Origin of the sequence: Leisingera sp. ANG-DT (assembly GCF_000813785.1) — a bacterium.
Classification (GTDB): Bacteria; Pseudomonadota; Alphaproteobacteria; order Rhodobacterales; family Rhodobacteraceae; genus Leisingera.
In genome coordinates this window covers 1,034-15,860 of record NZ_JWLE01000045.1, presented here as the reverse complement: position 1 = coordinate 15,860, position 14,827 = coordinate 1,034, and the positions used below count along the sequence as shown (strand labels likewise).

The 14,827-nt window shown below is 63.4% G+C and carries 11 protein-coding genes; 6 read left to right on the top strand and 5 right to left on the bottom strand.

Features of this window, described 5'->3' with window-relative positions:
- Window position 1 precedes the first annotated feature (1 nt).
- Both RA21_RS20735 and RA21_RS20730 read right to left on the bottom strand, forming a co-directional pair.
- Window positions 2-2,287, bottom strand: coding sequence for a response regulator (locus RA21_RS20735; RefSeq protein WP_039152327.1), 2,286 nt, complete (start codon window positions 2,285-2,287; stop codon window positions 2-4).
- Window positions 2,288-2,304: 17 nt separating this feature from the next.
- On the bottom strand, window positions 2,305-3,201 hold the full coding sequence (locus RA21_RS20730) for a PhnD/SsuA/transferrin family substrate-binding protein (protein ID WP_039152388.1): 897 nt from the start codon (window positions 3,199-3,201) through the stop codon (window positions 2,305-2,307).
- 248 nt (window positions 3,202-3,449) lie between these two features.
- Here RA21_RS20730 and RA21_RS20725 point away from each other — a divergent pair, with 248 nt between their 5' ends.
- The 4 genes from RA21_RS20725 to RA21_RS20710 all read left to right on the top strand — a co-directional run bounded on the left by RA21_RS20725 (window position 3,450) and on the right by RA21_RS20710 (window position 9,108).
- On the top strand, window positions 3,450-7,469 hold the full coding sequence (locus RA21_RS20725) for a PEP/pyruvate-binding domain-containing protein (RefSeq protein WP_039152326.1): 4,020 nt from the start codon (window positions 3,450-3,452) through the stop codon (window positions 7,467-7,469).
- 146 nt (window positions 7,470-7,615) lie between these two features.
- Window positions 7,616-7,852, top strand: a complete 237-nt coding sequence (locus tag RA21_RS20720) for a type II toxin-antitoxin system ParD family antitoxin (protein WP_039152324.1) — start codon at window positions 7,616-7,618, stop codon at window positions 7,850-7,852.
- A complete protein-coding gene (locus tag RA21_RS20715; protein ID WP_039152323.1) occupies window positions 7,845-8,147 on the top strand; it encodes a type II toxin-antitoxin system RelE/ParE family toxin in 303 nt (100 codons plus the stop codon). Before RA21_RS20720 ends, RA21_RS20715 begins: the two co-directional genes overlap by 8 nt.
- Window positions 8,148-8,196: 49 nt before the next feature.
- A complete protein-coding gene (locus RA21_RS20710; RefSeq protein ID WP_039152321.1) occupies window positions 8,197-9,108 on the top strand; it encodes a MurR/RpiR family transcriptional regulator in 912 nt (303 codons plus the stop codon).
- 299 nt (window positions 9,109-9,407) lie between these two features.
- On the opposite strand, the gene RA21_RS20705 is transcribed toward RA21_RS20710, so the two are convergent.
- The 3 genes from RA21_RS20705 to RA21_RS20695 all read right to left on the bottom strand — a co-directional run bounded on the left by RA21_RS20705 (window position 9,408) and on the right by RA21_RS20695 (window position 11,970).
- A complete protein-coding gene (locus RA21_RS20705; protein WP_039152318.1) occupies window positions 9,408-9,842 on the bottom strand; it encodes a GFA family protein in 435 nt (144 codons plus the stop codon).
- Window positions 9,843-9,906: 64 nt separating this feature from the next.
- Entirely contained in the window at window positions 9,907-11,181 is a 1,275-nt protein-coding gene (gene tviB / locus RA21_RS20700) for a Vi polysaccharide biosynthesis UDP-N-acetylglucosamine C-6 dehydrogenase TviB (protein WP_039152316.1), read from the bottom strand.
- Between the two features lie 105 nt (window positions 11,182-11,286).
- Complete coding sequence (locus RA21_RS20695; protein WP_039152314.1) at window positions 11,287-11,970, bottom strand: DnaA N-terminal domain-containing protein; 684 nt, start codon at window positions 11,968-11,970, stop codon at window positions 11,287-11,289.
- A gap of 553 nt (window positions 11,971-12,523) precedes the next feature.
- Between RA21_RS20695 and RA21_RS20690 the strand changes: the two genes are divergently transcribed.
- Together RA21_RS20690 and RA21_RS20685 are read left to right on the top strand one after the other, a co-directional pair.
- Window positions 12,524-13,828, top strand: a complete 1,305-nt coding sequence (locus RA21_RS20690) for an AAA family ATPase (protein WP_039152312.1) — start codon at window positions 12,524-12,526, stop codon at window positions 13,826-13,828.
- Window positions 13,825-14,827: ParB/RepB/Spo0J family partition protein (locus tag RA21_RS20685; protein WP_039152310.1), on the top strand; the 1,003-nt coding region annotated here is incomplete at its 3' end. The genes RA21_RS20690 and RA21_RS20685, both read left to right, overlap by 4 nt.

Genomic DNA, 14,827 nt, shown 5'->3' with positions numbered 1-14,827 from the left:
CTCAGCTGCCGGTGCGCTGCAGGTCCGGAGCGCCGGTCCATTTGCTGATTGCCTCGGTCAGCGCTTTCTTGTTGATCGGCTTGCTCAGGAAATCATCCATCCCGGCCTGCAGGCACTTTTCCCGGTGCGACTGCAGCGCATTGGCCGTAAGCGCCACAATCGGGCATTTGCTGCCGCCGTTCTCGGCCTCGATCCGGCGCATCTCTGCAGTAGCCTCAAGCCCGTCCATCTCCGGCATCATCATGTCCATCAGAACGATGTCGGGCCGCGCAGCCTCAAACTGGGCAACGGCCTCAAGACCGTTCCTGGCGATGCTGATGTCCAGCGGCGCGTTTTTCAGCATCTTGGTCACAACCAGCTGGTTGGTGCGGTTGTCCTCTGCCAGGAGCAGTTTCAGCCGCTGCTCCGGCGGCTCGCTGCCGCGTTCCTGGCTTGCGTCAGGTTCCGCCGTCTGGAGAGGCAGGCTCAGCACCCGGTCCAGCACCTGCCGCAGCTGCACAGACCGCACCGGTTTCAAAGCAAACTCACAGGCGCCGATGGCCTCGCAATCCGACCGGCTCAGCGCATGCTCAACCGACGACAGGATAATCAGCGGCACAGTTTCAAATCCCGGCATCGCCCGGATCCGCGCCGCCAGCGCGCGCCCGTCCATGGCCGGCATCTGGAAATCCAGAATCACAAAATCAAAACGTCGGCCGTCCAGCTGCGCATCGGCCAGGATCTCCAGTCCCTCATGCGCCGAGGCCGCCAGCGTGCAGGACACACCCCAGGCGCTCAGCCGTTCGCACAGGATCACCCGGTTCAGCTCCAGATCGTCGACCAGCAGCCCGTGCAGCCCGGCAAAGTTCTGCGGGCTGCCCTGCGGAACCGCAGCCGCCTGGCTGCCGGGCCGCAAGGGGAGCTCGATGGTAAAGACCGATCCTTCGCCCGGAACTGACTCCACCTGCACCGATCCGCCCATCAGCGAAAGCAGCTGCGACGAAATCGCCAGCCCCAGTCCGGTGCCCTCAAAGTTGCGGGTGGCGGCGTTGTCGGCCTGCTCGAACGCCCGGAAAATCTTGCCGATGCGGTCCGCCTCAATGCCGACCCCGGTGTCACGCACCCGCAGCTGCAGCAGATGGCAGCCGGACTCCTGCGCCTTCCCGGTCACCTCGATATAGACATAGCCTTCGCGGGTGAACTTGACCGCATTGCCCGCCACATTGGTAATCACCTGCCGGATCCGGCCCGCGTCGCCCTCAAAGACCTCGGGCAGCGCCGGGTCATAACGCATGGTGATCTCGACGCCCTTTTCCGCCGCCTTTGGCGACAGCAGGGTCACCACATCCTCCACCGCGGTCTGCAGATTGAAGGGCTCGATGGCGAACTCGACCTTGCCGGCCTCGATCTTGGAGAAATTCAGAATGTCATTGATGATCGTCAGCAGCGCCGAGCCGGACTTGGCAATGGTCTCTGCATACATCTGCTGATCATCATCCAGCTCGGTTTCCTGCAGCAGTTCCGCCATGCCGATCACCCCGTTCATCGGGGTGCGGATCTCATGGCTCATATTGGCAAGAAACTCTGACTTCGCCCGGTTGGCGATATCCGCCGATTCCCGCGCCTGCTCCATCGCAAACTCACGCTCGTCGCGCTCGGCAAAGGTTTCTTCCAGTACGCCGACCGAGAAATCCAGCGCCCGGAACTCGCGCGAGGCGTACCAGGGCAGCCTTTGCGCCGGGCTGCGCAAGCCGGAGATCGCGTCCGACATCCGCTTGTGGATCATCTGCAGCGGACGCAGTGCCAGCCCGTGCACCAGCAGCAGAACCAGCAGCGACAACACCAGCACCGGCACCACCGTCCAGATGATGATCTGACGCACCGAAGCCGCCACCAGCGCCTCGCCTTCCTGGGTCGACCATTCGACCACCATGGTGCCAAAAACCGCGCCTTCCAGCTCGATCGGGCGTTCATACATCACCCGGCCGCCTTCGGGCGGAGCACCGGCGGCTTCCGCTGACGCCAGCATCTTGCCCGCCGGGCTGCGGATCTGGATGGAGACGATCTGCGGCTTGCGGGTGACGGCCTCAATGAGGCCGGTTTCCAGCACCGGCACATCCTCGACAATGATCGATTCCAGCATCAGCCCGCTCAGCAGCGACACCGTCAGGTCCGCCTGCTCCGCCAGCTGTTCTTCCAGCCGCTGCGCCTCCTGGCGCTGCGCCAGATCGCCGACCACAAAGCCGACCGCCGAGGCCGCCAGCAAGAGCGACAGCACGATCTGGAAAAGGATGCTTGTACGTTTCATAATCTCAACGCGGCGCCCTAAAAGGCCAGGCTGCGCTCCATCGCCCGGCGGATAATGTCATAATCCTGATCGTCCCCCAGCAGGAAGCCGTTCTTCGAAATCCGGCGCACGATCTCCTCGTTTTCCGAGGACAGCATCACCTTGCGCATCGCTTCCAGCACGTTCTCCGGCATCTCCGGCGACGCCAGCCAGGGCTTGGTCACATTGTCAAAGGAGGCCAGAACCCGGATCGGAACACCCTTGGCAATCAGCTTTTTGTAGGTGCTTTCCTTCAAAGCGCCCGCAGTGTAGCGGCCCGCGCCCACGGCCTCGCCCACCAGGTCATGGCGGCCAAGATAGGCAAATTCCAGCAGATCGCCGCTGTTGATGCCGGCTTCCAGCAGATGTTCCTGCGCCAGATAGCGGCCGATGGTCGACAGCTCGTCGCCGAAGGCAAAGCTGAGCCCGGCCAGGTCCGCAACCGACTGCACCGTGCTGTCTGCATGCACCACGATCACACCCTTGAACCGCTTCTGGCCGTTCTGGGATTCCATCGCAATGATCCGGATCTCAGGGTTTTCCTTCATCACATGCACATAGGACGCCGGGCCGAACCTGGAGAAATCCACTTCGCCGTTGGCCAGCTGGCGGATGCCTTCCTCGTATTCCTTGGCGATCTTCAGCCGGATCGTCACCGGCTCTCCCAGCTCCTCGCTCATCCGTTTGGAGAGGAAGGAGAGAAAGGGCTGGTATTTTTTGACCGTTGCGGTTGGTTTATCCGCCGCATAAGTGCCGAAAACCAGATCTGTTCCGGCCAGACCGGCCGTGGGCAATATGGCCGCCATACAGGCAGCCAGAACCGCGGCGGCGGCGGCATGCCTCAGCCGTTTCCGGAAAAGCGCAATGATACCAAAGGTCCACTCAAACAGAATCACGGTTCTCGCCTCCTGAGTCGCATCGGCTCGCACGGCAGGAAGGCCGCGCTTCTTCGTTACATGGCACATGGTTAAGAATACAATGTTAACGCACCTGCAATTCTCGGAAAAATTTTGCGGTTCTTTTATTCTTCGGCCTCTATATTAACCCTTCAGTAAGGTTTTCGTAATCTTTTAGGCAAATTCGCCTTAATTTCGGAACGACACACTCAGCTGGCCCGACAGGAACCACCGTGACGCAGACCCCTATGCTCTCCAGGACCACCCGGTCCTTCCGCCGCACAGCACAAACCATTGTGCTCACGTCTCTTTTATCCGCGCTCCCGGTTGCGGCCTTTGCCATTCCCTCGCCGGAACTGGTAATCGGCTCGGTCTCTTCGCTGTCCCAGGTCCTGGCCGTAGGAATTGCCATGATTTCCGGTTTGGGCGCTGTCATTGCGGCGAAACTGGGTTTTACCCCCAAACCGGGCGCCTCACCGCGGCGCTACCCGGTCAAGCTGATCTCCGTCCTCGTTCTGGCAGCCATGGCTCTGGCTGCAGGCAACTATTGGCAGTATTCCTCGCATGAGCAGGCTGAGCTGGCAAGACTGCAGGCCACTTTGACACGGCCAGCGCAGTTTGACGGCACCACTATCAAGGACGCCTCGCTCAAGGAGACCAGCTTCTCCAAGCAGGAGGACCACCCGCTGGCGATGAGCACCGCAGACGCGGCAGCAGCGCTGGAGGATGGCGCCACCCTGTTCTATGACATCCGCGAAACCGGTGAGAACGCCATGGGCACCCTGCCCGGCGCCACCCATATCCGCTTCCCGGACTTCCTGCAGTCCCGGCCAGTGCAGCCCGGCCAGAAGGTCGTTCTGTTCTGCCACAACGGCAACCGCTCCTCGGAAACCTGTGCCAAGCTGGCGGCGATGGGCATTGACTGCAGCTTCATCGCAGGCGGCATCGAGAAGTGGATCGTCGAGGGGCGCGAGTTCTCCGACAAGGACGTGCAATCCCTCTCAGACCTGCGCGCGATCCCGGAATACCCGGGCAAAGACGTGCTGCTCAGCACCGCCGATTTCGAGGCGCTGCTGACCACCGAGGACCTGCAGATCGTCGACACCCGCTATCCCGGCGACTTTGAAACCGGCCACTTGCCCGGTGCCATCAACATCCCGATCCGCAAGATGACCACCGCGGACCTGATGGAGCGCATTGCACAGCTGGACCCGGCCAAACCCACCATCGCCGCCTGTTATGACCGCCGCAGCTGCTTCATGAGCCAGGTGCTGGGGCTGGAGCTGTCGCAGCAAGGCATCGACTTCCGCGGCCGCTATACCCTGCCGTGGGAATACTTCGTCGCGCCGAAGCCGAAACCGCATGTGCAGGAATGGCTGGCAAGTCAGCAATCCACCCTCTGGGACAAGGCGATCTCGGCGCTGGCAGCCGCCCTGCTGTGGGTGCATGAGCGCAGCCACATCCTGCTGGGCCTGCTGGCGCTGTCGATCGTGACCCGCATCCTGGTGCTGCCGGTGGCGCTGAAATCCGAACGCGACCAGATCATCACCGCCGAGACCGCCGATGAAATGAAGGCGCTGAAGGCGAAACTGGCCCATGACCCGGTGCGCAAGGCGCGCGCGGTGCAGGCGTTCTATGCCGACAAGGGCCTGACGCCGATGAAGAACCTCACCGCGCTGTTGTTCCTGCCGGTGATGATGCTGGGCGTCTCCGCGGCGCAAGAAGCCAGCGCCTCGCTGCAAACCCCGTTCCTGTGGATGGCTGACCTCGGCCTGCCCGACCCGCTGTTCATCATGCCGGTGCTGTTCTGCGCGCTCGCTGCCGTCTACCTGCTGTGGGCCGTGGCCAAGACCCCGCGCCAGAAAACTCTGTGGATGGTGCTCGGCATGCCGGCGCTCTTTGCGATGGTGTTCACCCTGACAGCCGCCGCAAACGCCTATCTCTGCTTCAGCCTGACGCTGCTGCTGGTGCAGCGCGCCTATGTGACCGGCATGCACCGCAAACTGGGCGAAGCCATCGCCCTGCGCGCCCACAAGCGCCGCCTCGCCAAACTGCCGCGCGGCGTGATCCCGATGGGCTACACCGAGGAACTGGAGCACGCCGGAAACAAGGCCCTGCGCCTGTCGATCCTGCGCAATGCCGGCCTGCCAGTGCCGGGCGGCGTGATCGTGCGCTCCGACGCAATCCACGACTACCGCGAAATGTCCGGCGCCAAGAAAGACGCCTTTGCCGCCAAGGTCTTTGCCCTTGCAGGCGGCAAACCGGTTGCCGTGCGCTCCTCCGCCAGCAATGAGGACGGCCACGACCAGAGCTTTGCCGGCGTTTTTGAATCTGTGCTCGACGTGACCGCGGACACCATGCGCGCCGCCCTGGACGAAGTTGTGACCAGCTTCTCCTCGGACCGCGCCGCCAGCTACTCCGGCGAGGGCGACAGCACCGATCAGGGCAACATCGTGGTGCAGGAAATGGTGCAGGCGGAATACGCCGGCGTCCTCTTCACCCAGGACCCGATGGCCCCCGGCATGGCAATGATCGAATGGGTCGAGGGCTGCGGCGAAGACCTGGTGTCCGGCCGCGTCACCCCGACCTCCTTGCGCTTTGGCCGCTACACCGGCCTGCCCGCATCCGAAGATCAGGACCAGACGCTGGACATGGCGCCGCTGCTGGCCCTTGGCAAGCAGATCGAGGACACCTTCGGCTGCCCGCAGGACGTCGAATGGGCCTATGCCAACGGCCAGTTCCAGATCGTGCAAAGCCGCGACATCACCACGCTGTCCCTGGGCACCGAGCAGGAACAGACCCGTCTGGCCGAATGGCGCGACCTTCTGGACCATTACGCGGACATGGACCCGGATCAAACCATCCTGGAACAGGACGAGATGTCAGAGGTCCTGCCCCGCCCCACCCCGCTCTCCTTCTCGCTGATGAGCGAGCTGTGGGCGCCGGGCGGCAGCGTAGACCTGGCCTGCCGCGCCCTCGGCGTGCCCTATGGCCTGCCCGAGGGTCGCGACGGCCATCTGGTCAACCTGTTCGGCAAAACCTACGTCGATGTGGCGCTGAAACAGGGCATGACCCTGAAACTCACCGCCGCCAAGGCCAAGCAGCTGCGGAAGCAGGCGCATCCGATGATCACCCGCTTCCGCAGCGAAGTGATGCCGGAACTGCGCAACAAGCTGGCGATCTGGCAGGCCGTGGACTACACCGTCCTGCCCCAGGACAAGCTGCTGGAGGCAATCTCCACCCTCAAGGGCATGTTCATCCAAGAGGTCTACCTGGAAGCCGAGAAGATCAACATCCTGGCAGGCTTCACCATGGGCGAAGCAGGCACGGCGGCGGCCGGCGACCCGGCCTTGCGCGCGCATCTGATGCATGCAGAGCTGCCCAACGCGCCCTCCAGCCTGCTCGCCTCCTGCACCGGCAAGGATGCCCAGGCCCGCGCCATGCAGCTGATGGGCCACCGCTCAATCTTCGATTACGAGCTGTCCTCGCCCCGCTACACCGAGGCGCCGGCGCTGCTGCACTCCCTGCTCGACAGCACGGTGGAGCCGATCGGCGCCGTTCCGGTCCCGGCCAACCTGCCGGATGAACTGGACGATACCATCGGCATCGCCATCGCCTATCAGGACCTCAAGGAACAGGCCAAGCACGAGGCCCTGCGCGTCGTCGCCGAACTGCGCCGTGCCCTCTTGGCACTGGGCCGGACCAGCGGGCTGGAGGATCTGGTGTTCAGCCTGACCTTCGCGGAGGTTCTGGACAGCAACTGGTCCAACCCGGCCCCCCTGCGCGATCTGGCAGAGGCACGGGCAGAGAAGGAAGCCCTGCGCAAGAAATCCGCGCCCACCGACGTCACCCTGACCCTGCGCGACTGCGAGCTGCTGTCGCTCGGCGCCCAGGCCCAGGCGGGCGACGGCACCATGGGCGGCACCTGCGTTGCCGGCAGCGGCAGCGCCACCGCCCGGGTGTTCTGGATGGAGGACGACAGCTGCATCGACCCGGCGGCCTTCGCAGACTTCCGCGACGGCGACATCCTGGTCTGCCGGATGGTCAACCCGGCCTGGCTGCCTTGGGTCCAGCGCTCCGGCGCGGTGCTCAGCGAGGTCGGCGGCTGGCTCAGCCACATGGCTATCGTTGCCCGCGAAAAGGACGTGCTGATGCTGGTCGCCTGCAAGGGTCTCGACAGCCTCGCACATGGCGAGCGGATCACGGTCAGCGAAGACGGCACCATCCAGCCGCTGGAGGAAAAGGGCCTGAAAGCAGTTTCAGCCTGATCCAGCTGGACAGGAAGAACAGAAAAGCCCGCAGCATTTGGCTGCGGGCTTTTTGCATCCGGCGGTCAATCTGCCCGCCATATCCCTTCCCCCTTGCACTTTTGGCAAAGATTGCCATATCCTGTTTCAGCGAAAGGAGCCCGCCCATGGCCACCATGAACGTCTCCCTGCCGGAGCAGATGAAAACTTGGGTCGAGGAACAGGCCCGCACCGGCACCTATGCCAATTCCAGCGACTATGTCCGTGACCTGATCCGCCGCGACCAGGCCCGCACAGCCGCCATTGCCGAACTGCAATCCGCCATCGGCGCGGGCCTTGCCAGCGGCCCGGCGGAACAGCTGACAGCCGAAGATTTCAAGGCCGCCATGCGCCGCAATGGCTGAGCTGCGTTGGCGGATCCGCCCCGCCGCCCGCAACGACCTTGCTGCGATCTGGCGCTATGGCCTGGAAACCTGGGGTGAAGCGCAGGCAGACGCCTATGCCGACAGCCTGTTTGCCCTCTTCGACCTTCTGGCGGAATTCCCCGAAATGGCCCGCGAACGGGATGAGTTCACGCCCCCTGTCCGCATCCACCCGACCGGCGCGCATCTGGTGATCTACCGCCTGGAACAGGGCCGCCCGGAAATCATCCGCATCCTGCACGCCCGCCAGGACCTGATGGCGTTCCTTTCAGAATAACACCCGTTCCAGCCTTGCCATTTTCCGCACATCTGCTCTGATACGGCACATGGACCCGCATCTCGACCCCCGGAAAACCGCCCGGCTGATCCAGCATCTGAAGGACCAGATGGACGCCCTGCCGCCCAAGCTCAAGGCGGCAGCAAAATACGTGATCGACAACCCCGGCGACTTCGGCCTCGACACCGTGCGCACCTCCGCCGTAAGGACCGGCATCAGCGCCAACGGCTTTGTCCGCCTTGCTCAGCACCTGGGCTATGACACATTCGAAGCCTTCCGCGCCCCCTTCCGCGCTGCCCTCACCACCACGCATGAGGCCGACCTCGGCCAGGACTGGCTGGACCGGATGCAGGACGAAGGACCGGCAGCCAAGCTGCAGGCCGCCGCCGCGCGCAACCAATTGAACATCACCTCCCGCTCCCTGCGGCTGATGACAGCAGAACGGACACAGGCCATCGTCGACACCCTCACCGCCGCCCGCCGCAGCTATGTCACTGCCACCCGCTCATCCTACGCGCTGGCCTATTACTTCCACTATGTGGGCCGCATGGCCCTGCCCTCGCTGGACCTCGTCCCCCGCCACATGGGCGCCGCGCTCGACGATCTGCTGGACATAGGCCCCGAAGACTGCCTGATCGCCCTCACCTTCGCCCCCTACTCCGCCGGCACCATCCAGGCGCTGCGGCTGGCGGGCGAACGCGGCGCATCGGTGATCCTGATTTCCGACAGCGAGGTGATTGCCCCCGGCATCCGCACTAACCATGTTCTGGCGGTGGCCGCCAACGCGCTGCACCCGTTCGGCGCCGTCGGCGGCGCCATGGCCGTGCTGGAATGCCTGCTCACCCATCTGATCGAGGCCGGCGGCGAAGACGCCCGGCGAAGGATCGAAGCCTATGACGCCCTGCGCCAGGACAGCGGCGCCTATTGGAGCGGCCCGAAACTGCCGCGGGTTGGGCGCTGATCAAAGAACCTGTCCACTGTCCGGCAACCAGCTCAAACTGGCCTTTGCCTCACGCTCGCATTCTTCCAAGCTGCCGAAATAGCCAGATATCCCGGAGCAAGCCCAATACCCGTCCCCCAGGACACCCTCGTCCTCATCGCAAGCGGGCCACCAATTACCTACCCAATACCGATAGAGCCTGCTGCCAGCATTGAACTGAAATTCAACCCGGCAGGTTCCGTCTACATTCTCATATGTCCGGCTCACGTCCCAATTATGCAAAACCTGTTCCCTATGCTTGCGGTTCCTGTTTAAAGACCTCAGACATCGCCATCAATAAACGGATTCTGCGCCTCCCACTGGTCCCGGGTGGCCCGTTTGTGATCCCCCTGCAGCCGTACCGCGGCCATCGCCCGGTCGGCATAGATCTCTGACCTCAGCGGCCAGGCCAGCGCGTCATCAAACAGCCCCGGCATCAGGTCATAGGGGCCACCCTCCTTGTCCACGTCCCGCATCCACAGATGCGAACCGCAGGTGCTGCAAAAGGCCCGCTCCGCAAAGGCAGAGGATTGGTACCGCGCCACCGGACCCTCCACGGTCACTGCCTCGGCATCAGCCTCGAAACACAAGAACAGCCCGCCGCTCCAGCGCTGGCACATGCGGCAATGGCAGGCCCCGGGATGCGGATCATGCGCCCCTTCAACACGGATTTTTACAGCACCGCACAGGCAGCGGCCTTCCAGAACATCACTCATAGCCGGACTCCTTGCTGACACCGCCAGGATACAGCAAATCAAGCGTCGGCGGGAGTTTCCCGAGTTAGAGCCGCAAATCCGCCTCGTCCGGCGCCAGAACATATTTCAGGTCATAGAGCAGCGCACCTTCGGACCCCAAGGCCCGGATTGCCTGTGCGCCCATCGCGCGGAACTCGGAATGCGCCACCGCCAGAACCACCCCGGCATAGGCCCCCTGCCCCGGCTCGGCGACCAGCGGAATGCCGTATTCCTCCTGCGCCTCTGCTGGGTCTGCGTGGGGATCATACACATCCACCACCGCGCCGTATTCCTCCAGGCTGCGCACCACATCGATCACCCGCGTGTTGCGCAGGTCCGGGCAGTTTTCCTTGAACGTCAGCCCCATCACCAGCACCCGCGCACCCGCCACCGGCAGGCCGCGCTTCAGCATCGCCTTGACCATTTCACCCGCCACATAGGCGCCCATGCCGTCATTCAGGCGGCGGCCCGCCAACAGGATCTCCGGGTGGTAGCCCAGCTGCTCCGCCTTATGCGTCAGGTAATAGGGGTCCACCCCGATGCAGTGCCCGCCCACCAATCCCGGGCGGAACGGCAGGAAATTCCACTTGGTGCCAGCCGCTTCCAGCACCGCCTGGGTGTCGATCCCCATCTTGTTGAAGATCTTGGCCAGCTCATTCACCAGCGCGATGTTGATATCCCGCTGGCTGTTCTCGATCACCTTGGCGGCTTCTGCCACCCGGATGCTTGCGGCCTTGTGGGTGCCCGCCGTCACCACCTCGCGGTAGAGCGCATCCACCCGTTCCGCCACCTCAGACGTGGAGCCGGAGGTCACCTTCACCACATCCTTCAGCCGCCGCTTCTTGTCGCCGGGGTTGATCCGCTCCGGGCTGTAGCCGGCAAAGAAATCCGCGTTGAATGTCAGACCCGACCGCGCCTCCAGCACCGGCACGCAATCTTCCTCAGTCGCGCCGGGATAAACGGTGGATTCATAGATCACCAGATCACCGGGTTTCAGCACGCTGCCCACAATGGCCGAGGCCGCGAGCAGCGGCCCCAGGTCCGGGCGGTGGCTGGCATCCACCGGCGTCGGAACGGTGACGATGTAGATGGAGCAGTCCGCAATCTCCGCCGGGTCCGAGGTAAAGCGCAGGAATTCCGCTGCCGCCAGTTCCTCTGACTCCAGCTCCCGGGTACGGTCCTCACCCTTGCGCAACTCAGCAATGCGGGAGGGGTCGATGTCAAACCCCGTGACCGCCCGCTGCTGCCCGAAGGCCGCCGCCAGCGGCAGCCCGACATAGCCGAGGCCAATGACACAGATCTTGTCTTGCGCGCCGCTCATGTCCGGCTGCTCCTTGTTCCGCGGGGCTGGTTACGCCAAGCCCCCTGCCCGCCCACATAATGCCTTGGCCCCAAGGGGTTCAACCGCAGGCGTGCGGTTTCGGCCTCACGCCTCCACAACAATCGCGGAGACGCCGCCGTCCACATCCCGGCAGGCCGCCAGCAGCCGCGGCATCAGATGGGACATCACGTAGTTTGCATGGAACCGGCTCGGCGCCTTCAGCACCAGCCGCCCCCCTGCCCGGCCCGCGCGCTCCAGCCCCTGCACCCAGGAGGCATAATTCGCCGGGTCTTCCGCATGCAGCACCGCCTTGGCAAGGCTCCACTCATGGCCGTCCGACACATCCGGCGCAGGCGGCACCGCACCGGGGCGCAAGGGCACCACGTTCGGCGCAGGCTCATCCGCGCCCTGCATCCGGTGCGCAAAATCCGGCCCCACCGCATCCCAGCGTTCCTGCGTGTCGGCCAGCAGCCGCTCCAGATCAATCCCGTATTCGGTGACCCGCCCGCGCGCACCCTGGCGTTTCACCACCAGCCAGCCCCAGCCGCGCAGCTTCGCCATCTCGCGCTTCACCGTGCGCTCATCCACGTCCCACAGCCGGGCAATCTCCCGCTGTCCGACGGCCAGCTCATCGCGCTGCCAGTTGTAGCGGGCGGTCATCAATGTCATGAAACGCAGAACCAGCTTCTGCGCCCCCTTGCCCTGGCCAAGCGCATAAGCCCCCATCGCCGTGAGGATGTCATACTTCAATGCTGAGGCGTTGCGCCCCGCAGGCCGTTTGGCAAGCATTGCTGCCCCCGTTTCTCCCTCCCTGCCCTCCTGGGCCGGGATATGCTGCCTCAAGTGCTCCCGGGGTTTTTGCCGGGAATTGCGCTGGCCGGTTTGCCCTGAACTCAACGCTATTTGTTTGTTGTACCTGATTTGCGTCCGGAATTCCGATTCTGTCAAGCGCTGGCGGGAATTGAATTCAGACCCAATCCCTTTTTCGAAAGAAAAATTGGTATCTATGGTATTGGGTGACAGCTTGGATGTCCCCTATTCGCGCCAAAATGTCCCCCAATCTGCTGTATCCCGATCCGGGGTGTCCCCCTAAATCTGGCGTCTGAACCCCAGAAAAATCCAGTAAAACGAATCGCTTGGCGCCTGCCTCACGAATCGCCCCTGCCCTTATTTCACTGGGCCTTTTGCAGATGTGTCCCCGCGGGGACAGGACGCTCTTCCCAACCATATTTGCTTTTGCGTTTTTTGCAAATTCGGCGTAAATGGATATTGAGGCTGAATTAGCGTCCTGCAGAAATGGACGCTTTCAAAAAACAACACCGTGTGAGGCTAAGGAGCAGCGATGTTTACGCACGAAGACCTGTCCAAGATGCAGGCCCAATCCCTCAAGATGCAAAGCTGGATCCGCCAGCAGACCTTCTCCCCCGAAATGGAAAAGACCCTGCGCCGGTTCTCCTCATGGGAAGTGGCGGAGCTGATCTTCCGCGTCAACCAGTCGACCCTGCGGGGACGGCTTGCCACCGACCCCTCCCTGCCCCAGGGCCATGTGGAGGAGGACGGCCGCCAGCGCTGGTATTCGCTGGAGGAGATCAACGAGCTGCGCCGCCGCATCAAGATCAACCGGCAGTCCCTGCTGCCCAAGCGCCCCGCGGGGAAACGGGCGCTGCGGGTGGCAATCTCCAACTTCAAGGGCGGTGCGGGCAAATCCACCGTGGCCCTGCATTTCGCCCATGCCGCGGCGCTGGACGGCTACCGGGTGCTCTGCGTCGACTTCGACCCGCAGGCCACCCTGTCCCACTCCATGGGTCTCAGCGACGTCACCGAGGATTACACCGTCTGGGGCATCATGGCCCGCGACCTGGTGCGCGAGACCGAGCGGATGAACGCCTCGCTGCAGGGCGCCGAGTCCGGCACCGCCCTGCCCCAGCGCCAGCTGCCCGAGGCGATCACCGGCATGGGGCTGCAGGACCTGCGGGTCAGCGATTTCGTCAAGCCCACCAGCTGGCCGACCATCGACATCATCCCCTCTTGCGCCAATGCGGCGTTTGTGGAATTCGCCTCCGCCCAGTACCGGCACCTGAACCCGGAGTGGTCGTTCTTCGCCGCTGTCTCCCGTTACCTCGACCAGCTGCCGGCCGAGGATTACGACCTGATGATCTTCGACTGCCCGCCCGCCATCGGCTACCAGTCGATGAACGCGGTCTTTGCCGCCGACATGCTCTATATCCCCTCCGGCCCCGGTTACTGGGAATATGACTCCACCACCTCCTTCATCGGCCAGCTGTCCGAGGCGCTGGAGGATTTGTCGGCCTTTAACGGCGTTGTCCCCGCGGGGACATTTGCTTTGCCCAAGGTTTTCCAGGACGTCCGCTTCCTTCTGACCCGTTACGAAAGCGGTAACGATTTGCACCGTGCGATGCGTTCGGCATTTATGAAGGTTTTTGAGGGTAGGATGACGGAGCACCCGATCGAGATGACCCGCGCAGTCGAACAATCGGGCCGCTTTCTAAGTTCCATCTACGAAATCGATTACCGGGACATGACACGCGAAACCTGGCGCCGTGCGCGGGCGTCGTTTGATCAGGCCTATGACGAGTTCAAGGCCTACGCGCTGGAAGCCTGGGAAAAACTGGAGGATGAGGCATGAGCAAACGCAGAGTCTTCGACATCGACTTCCCGACTGAACCGAACCAACCCTCTGAAACAAAAACTGCCCCCGCGCAGACCGCCGTCCAGAAGCCGGACCAGCGGATGCGCAAACCGTCTGAACCGCGCCGCGGGCCGATGGCCACCGCGATCTCCGAGAACGCAGATGCGTTGCGCAGCCGGGCAGAGGCGGAGCAGAAAATCCGCGATGAAAACGACCGGCTGGCGCATGAGTTTGTGCGGCTGAAGAAGCTGGGGCTGGTGGTCGACCGGATCCCGATCGGCATGATTTGCACCAAGAAACTGATCCGCGACCGTAAGGAGGAGCGCGATCCGGACCTGGAGGAGCTGAAAGCGTCGATCAAGGCGGTGGGGCTCTCGAACCCGATCCGGGTCGAGCCATTGGAGAACGGCCAGTATGAGCTGATCCAGGGCTACCGCCGGATGAAGGCCTATTGGGAGCTGCTGAACGAAACCGATGATCACTCTTACGCGCATATCCCCGCGGGTTTGGTGGCCAATGGCGACACGCTGCAGACCCTCTACCGCCGGATGGTCGATGAAAACCTGGTGCGCCGCGACATCTCCTTTGCCGAGATGGCCCAGCTTGCACTGCGCTATGCCGAGGACACCCAGACCGGCGCAGAGACCATCGAGGATGCGGTCAATGACCTCTACGCCTCTGCCGGCCGCCAGAAGCGAATCTATATCCGCCATTTCGCCCAGGTGCTGAAAGCGGTGGGCGACCATCTGAAGTTCGCCGAAGCGATTCCCCGGGCGCTGGGTCTGGAGCTGAAAAAGCGGCTGGAAGCGGACGCGATGAACGCTCAGGTGTTGCGTGACACGCTGGCGCGGGTGCAGCCCGCAACGGAGGAAGCGGAGCTGGAAGTGTTGCGCAGCTTTGCCGAAGGCAAGCGCAAGAACGCGCCGCGCGCGGCTTCTGCACCGCGCCCCGGTGTGGCCAAGACCACCCTGCGCTGCACTGTCCCCGCGGGGACAG

What these genes read in the sequence shown, in the direction of transcription:
- RA21_RS20715 (WP_039152323.1), top strand. Translation starts at nt 7,845, where the DNA reads ATGGCTGAGCTGCGTTGGCGGATCCGCCCCGCCGCCCGCAACGACCTT.
- RA21_RS20705 (WP_039152318.1), bottom strand. Translation starts at nt 9,842, where the DNA reads ATGAGTGATGTTCTGGAAGGCCGCTGCCTGTGCGGTGCTGTAAAAATC.
- RA21_RS20695 (WP_039152314.1), bottom strand. Translation starts at nt 11,970, where the DNA reads ATGCTTGCCAAACGGCCTGCGGGGCGCAACGCCTCAGCATTGAAGTAT.
- RA21_RS20725 (WP_039152326.1), top strand. Translation starts at nt 3,450, where the DNA reads ATGCTCTCCAGGACCACCCGGTCCTTCCGCCGCACAGCACAAACCATT.
- RA21_RS20720 (WP_039152324.1), top strand. Translation starts at nt 7,616, where the DNA reads ATGGCCACCATGAACGTCTCCCTGCCGGAGCAGATGAAAACTTGGGTC.
- tviB (WP_039152316.1), bottom strand. Translation starts at nt 11,181, where the DNA reads ATGAGCGGCGCGCAAGACAAGATCTGTGTCATTGGCCTCGGCTATGTC.
- RA21_RS20735 (WP_039152327.1), bottom strand. Translation starts at nt 2,287, where the DNA reads ATGAAACGTACAAGCATCCTTTTCCAGATCGTGCTGTCGCTCTTGCTG.
- RA21_RS20690 (WP_039152312.1), top strand. Translation starts at nt 12,524, where the DNA reads ATGTTTACGCACGAAGACCTGTCCAAGATGCAGGCCCAATCCCTCAAG.
- RA21_RS20710 (WP_039152321.1), top strand. Translation starts at nt 8,197, where the DNA reads ATGGACCCGCATCTCGACCCCCGGAAAACCGCCCGGCTGATCCAGCAT.